The sequence below is a fragment of the Phytohabitans aurantiacus genome (assembly GCF_027923225.1).
Lineage (GTDB): Bacteria > Actinomycetota > Actinomycetes > Mycobacteriales > Micromonosporaceae > Phytohabitans > Phytohabitans aurantiacus.
In genome coordinates this window covers 1-3,476 of the sequence record NZ_BSDI01000029.1, presented here as the reverse complement: position 1 = coordinate 3,476, position 3,476 = coordinate 1, and the positions used below count along the sequence as shown (strand labels likewise).

Sequence of the window (3,476 nt, the reverse complement as noted above, 5' to 3'; positions counted from 1 at the left end):
CCCCCCCACGGCCGGAGGCCACAGCTGAGAGCGTCGATCCGGGCGGTCCAGCGGTGGACCCAGCCGGCCTCACTGGCTGCGATGAGCCTGGTGGCGATGCGGCCAGGTTGGCATGGATAGCCGGCGGCAGGGGCGCATCGCTGGTTGGTGCATCTGGTGGTGTCGGTCGGCTCGGCTTGATGCTGACCGGCCAGGTCCAGGCCCCAGTGCAGAAGCTTCAGGTCCTGTGTGGACGAACCGGCAGCCTGAGCCGTCATCGGCGTCGCCGCCGCTACCGAGAAGAACCACAGGCCCCCAGCACCCACCGACTGCCGGGCCAACCCGGCGTGCCCGCTCACCGAGCCACCTCTGCGCGACCTGGCACTGTGCGGGCCTTCATCGAGCCCTCCCGGCGGCCCGACCGGCGCCGGACGCTAGGCCAACCGCGGACACCAAAAGGCTCACGCAACCCGAATAGGCTGGCCATTCGGCCGTGATTCAGGCCGCCGCCAACGGTCGAGCAGACGTTGCTGGCCGCGCGGTCGACTGCCAGCCACATAGGAAGCTCCGTTGCCAGGTCGAGAGTCGGGAAAGGCGGGGTCGTGCGGCCATGCAACAGCCGCCGGCATGGCAGTGGGTTCTGGCTGGTCGGAAAGCGAGCGACCGGTGTACGCGCACACCGACATCACGGATCGCTCCTTCGCAGGGGCACGGTCACAACTATTTGGAGCTAGACGGGCTGCCCGCCGCCGCGCCATCCTCGGCTGCGGCGGCGGCCAGTGCCCTTTACGTTTGCCAGGCGAACATCAGCTCGTCTGGCACCGCGCCAACCCGAACCGCCGCCACCGCACGAACGAACAAGGTTGCCCATCCGCTTCGCGGGATGTCCTGTCGCCGCACTAGGCCGCGTCGGGCCAACGCCTCGTACGTCACCCGCTCCACGGTGCTGGCGTCGACCGGCCGCAGCCGGCATCCGCACGGTGACTGGTAGCAGCGCTCCCCGTCGGCCGATGCCAACGGACTCAGCGGCAGGTCGCAACTGGCGCAGACCAGCAGGCCACACAGCGGGTACTCCGCCCGGAGTTGTTCGGTAGACGCTGTCAGCACCATCGCCGACCCCTTCCACGACGACGCCTGGCGGTGCGGTTCCCGACCAGCCGTAGGCCAGATCGTCTGTCCAGGGGCGGGGACCGATCGCGGGCAGCGAAGCCTCAGAAGGCGAGGACCACATGCCCGCCGACGCAAGGATGGGCGGCGGACATCGACCGTGAGGACAACCTGCCTGGATCTTGGCGGCCTGGCGACGATCGCACCTATACCGGCTACATTCGCTAGGTCGGCCGATGGGTCGATGACAGTGGCCTGCCGCGAGGCTCCGGTAGCGTTGCCGGCGACCTCACCAGCCGCTGCGATGTCGATGTTCGCCACCTCGCTCCCCTTCCTCCCGCTGATCGCCGGCCCAGCGTCCGCGGTTCACGCCCGCCACCGACAGCAATTGATGTGTCGCTTCTGGTATGTCCACGATCACGGAATGTGGACACGGCGGGAAGGCCGCAAAAGCGGGTGCGTAAAGGGTGCATTCGCAGGTGCAAAGTCGGCGACCTGCGCATTCATCTCACGAGCCCAATTCGGTCCGTGCGGTGAGCCGAAAGGCGGGGTTACGCTCTTGCCACGGACGTCCACCCAGGACCGGCCGCGAGTTGGTATCTGCGCAAGTGCCGGAGGTGCCGGTGATCTCTCCCTACGTCCGGCGCCGCCGACTTGCCATAGAGCTCGTGCGCCTTCGCGAGGAACACGAGTACTCGGCAGAGAAGCTATCGCGAGAGGTGGGCATTCAGCGGCAAAAGATCAGCCGCCTGGAGAACGGACGAGTCCGCCCCGACCAGGACGAGATCATGCGGATTCTCGCGCACTTCAACGTGGACGCGGACCGCTGGGAACAGCTCATGACCATCGCCCGCGAAGCCCAGGAAAGCGGCTGGTGGGAACGGTACCGCGACGAGATGGGGCCACGGCAGGCGCTCTACGCCGATCTGGAGGCCGGTGCGGCAGCAATCGCCGAATACCAGATGACACTGTTGCCGGGCTTGTTACAACTGCCCGCCTTCACCGAGGCGCGCGCTGTGGCCGACCGCGCCAAAGCACCCAGCCGATTCGTCGTCGAGCGCTCGATCGACGCACGCGCGGCCCGGCAGCGGGTGCTCGACCGACCCGGTGGTCCCAGCTATCAGGTCATCATCGACGAACTCGCCATCCGCCGACACGCCGCACCCCCTGAGATCGTCCGCGCTCAACTCGACCACCTGATCGACATTGGACACAACCGCGAGAAGATCACCATCCAAGTCCTCCCGCTCGCCGCCAGGATCGAGGGCAACGCCATACCACGGTCAGCGTTCTTCACCTACCGCTACCGCGACCCGGAGGATCCGATCGTCGTCGCCGTCGACACCATCACCAGCGACGTCGTCCTGACCGACCCCGACGAGATCGGCCACTACACGTCCCTCTACGAGCGACTGCGTGCCGCGGCGCTCGACACCGCGGACAGCCTGTACTTCCTCGCCACCGTGGCGCAGGAACTACCTGACCACACCAGGAGCTGACATGGCCGCCACCACGTACACCAACTGGCGCAAGTCCAGCCGCTCCGGCGGCGACGACAACTGCGTCCAGGTCGCCACCGCCCCCGACACCGTCGGCGTACGCGACTCCAAGAAGCCGCACGGCGCGATCCTGGAGTTCGGCAGACCGGCGTGGGAGGACTTCATCGCCGGCGCCAAGGCCGGCGAGTTCGATATCTAACGCCGCCAGACACGGCGCACACCACACGTCGTCGGTATACGACGCATCACGGATAGAAGGGGGACCGAGAATGCCGCGCCGCCGCAAGGACCACCCCGAGGTGCCGATGTCGCGCGAGGAGCTCGCGGACGCCTGCAACCTGTACCTCGCCGACAAATGCGACCCCGACGGGCCCATCACCGCCAACCTCATCGGCAAGATCGAGCAAGGCGTCAACACCTGGCCGCGAGGGCCACGCCGTGAAGCCTTCAAAGCCGTCCTCGGGGTACAGACCAACAGCGAGATCGGTTGAAGAGGATTCAAGAATGGCGCGCCGCCGCAAGGGCCTACCCAACGCAAGCTTCCGCGAGGCCAGGGAACGACTACGCTCACCTGCCGACCCCGAGGTACCGATGTCACGCGAGGAGCTCGCGGACGCCTGCAACCTGTACCTCGCCGACAAATGCGACCCCGACGGGCCCATCACCGCCAACCTCATCGGCAAGATCGAGCAAGGCGTCAACACCTGGCCGCGAGGGCCACGCCGTGAAGCCTTCAAAGCCGTCCTCGGGGTACAGACCAACAGCGAGATCGGTTGAAGAGGATTCAAGAATGGCGCGCCGCCGCAAGGGCCTACCCAACGCAAGCTTCCGCGAGGCCAGGGAACGACTACGCTCACCTGCCGACCCCGAGGTACCGATGTCACGCGAGGA

The 3,476-nt window shown here is 66.9% G+C and carries 6 protein-coding genes; 4 read left to right on the top strand and 2 right to left on the bottom strand.

The features are described from left to right. Both QMG73_RS25755 and QMG73_RS25750 read right to left on the bottom strand, forming a co-directional pair. Positions 1–338: hypothetical protein (locus QMG73_RS25755; RefSeq protein WP_281899818.1), on the bottom strand; the 338-nt coding region annotated here is incomplete at its 3' end. A 427-nt stretch (positions 339–765) separates the two neighbouring features. Next, a complete protein-coding gene (locus QMG73_RS25750) occupies positions 766–1,089 on the bottom strand; it encodes a hypothetical protein (RefSeq protein WP_281899816.1) in 324 nt (107 codons plus the stop codon). Positions 1,090–1,709: 620 nt separating this feature from the next. On the opposite strand from QMG73_RS25750, the gene QMG73_RS25745 reads away from it, so the two are divergent. The 4 genes from QMG73_RS25745 to QMG73_RS25730 all read left to right on the top strand — a co-directional run bounded on the left by QMG73_RS25745 (position 1,710) and on the right by QMG73_RS25730 (position 3,362). Continuing rightward, complete coding sequence (locus QMG73_RS25745) at positions 1,710–2,585, top strand: helix-turn-helix domain-containing protein (RefSeq protein WP_281900085.1); 876 nt, start codon at positions 1,710–1,712, stop codon at positions 2,583–2,585. 1 nt (position 2,586) lies between these two features. Then, positions 2,587–2,784, top strand: a complete 198-nt coding sequence (locus QMG73_RS25740) for a DUF397 domain-containing protein (protein ID WP_281899814.1) — start codon at positions 2,587–2,589, stop codon at positions 2,782–2,784. A 70-nt stretch (positions 2,785–2,854) separates the two neighbouring features. Further along, entirely contained in the window at positions 2,855–3,076 is a 222-nt protein-coding gene (locus tag QMG73_RS25735; RefSeq protein ID WP_281899813.1) for a hypothetical protein, read from the top strand. Between the two features lie 13 nt (positions 3,077–3,089). Continuing rightward, positions 3,090–3,362, top strand: a complete 273-nt coding sequence (locus tag QMG73_RS25730) for a helix-turn-helix domain-containing protein (RefSeq protein ID WP_281899811.1) — start codon at positions 3,090–3,092, stop codon at positions 3,360–3,362. Positions 3,363–3,476: the final 114 nt, after the last annotated feature.